Raw genomic sequence first — 392 nt, 5'->3', positions numbered from 1 at the left:
GATCATTAAAGCAATTGATGTTGAGATGATGGTACTGGCATTGTTTCGCTGGACCAATAGTTTGAGAGCCTCTGCCGGTAAACCGTTAATCGCCATTGACGGAAAAACCCTTCGTGGCGCAGTTAATCAAAACGGTACGGAACAAGCATTACACCTCGTCTCAGCATTTGATACTGGGCAAGGACTTGTGCTCTATCAACAAGACACCAAAACCAAAGGCAGCGAAGTAGCGACCGTTCGCGAATTACTGCATATGTTGGATATTCAAGATGCCGTATTGACCTTTGATGCACTGCATTGCAACAAAGAAACACTTGCTCAAATTGTAAAGCGTAAAGGTGACTATGTTGTTCAAGTGAAAGGTAATCAACCAACACTGAGAAAGACGATTG

The 392-nt window shown here is 43.4% G+C and carries 1 protein-coding gene; it reads left to right on the top strand.

Translation table 11 applies throughout. The features are described 5' to 3' along the window. A partial coding sequence (locus tag J3L11_RS19055) for an ISAs1 family transposase (protein ID WP_207572010.1) occupies nucleotides 1–392 on the top strand: 392 nt, incomplete at both ends.

The sequence above is a fragment of the Shewanella sp. 4t3-1-2LB genome (genome assembly GCF_017368415.1).
In the GTDB taxonomy this organism is placed as follows: domain Bacteria; phylum Pseudomonadota; class Gammaproteobacteria; order Enterobacterales; family Shewanellaceae; genus Shewanella; species Shewanella fodinae.
This window is presented reverse-complemented; position numbering and strand designations above follow the sequence as displayed.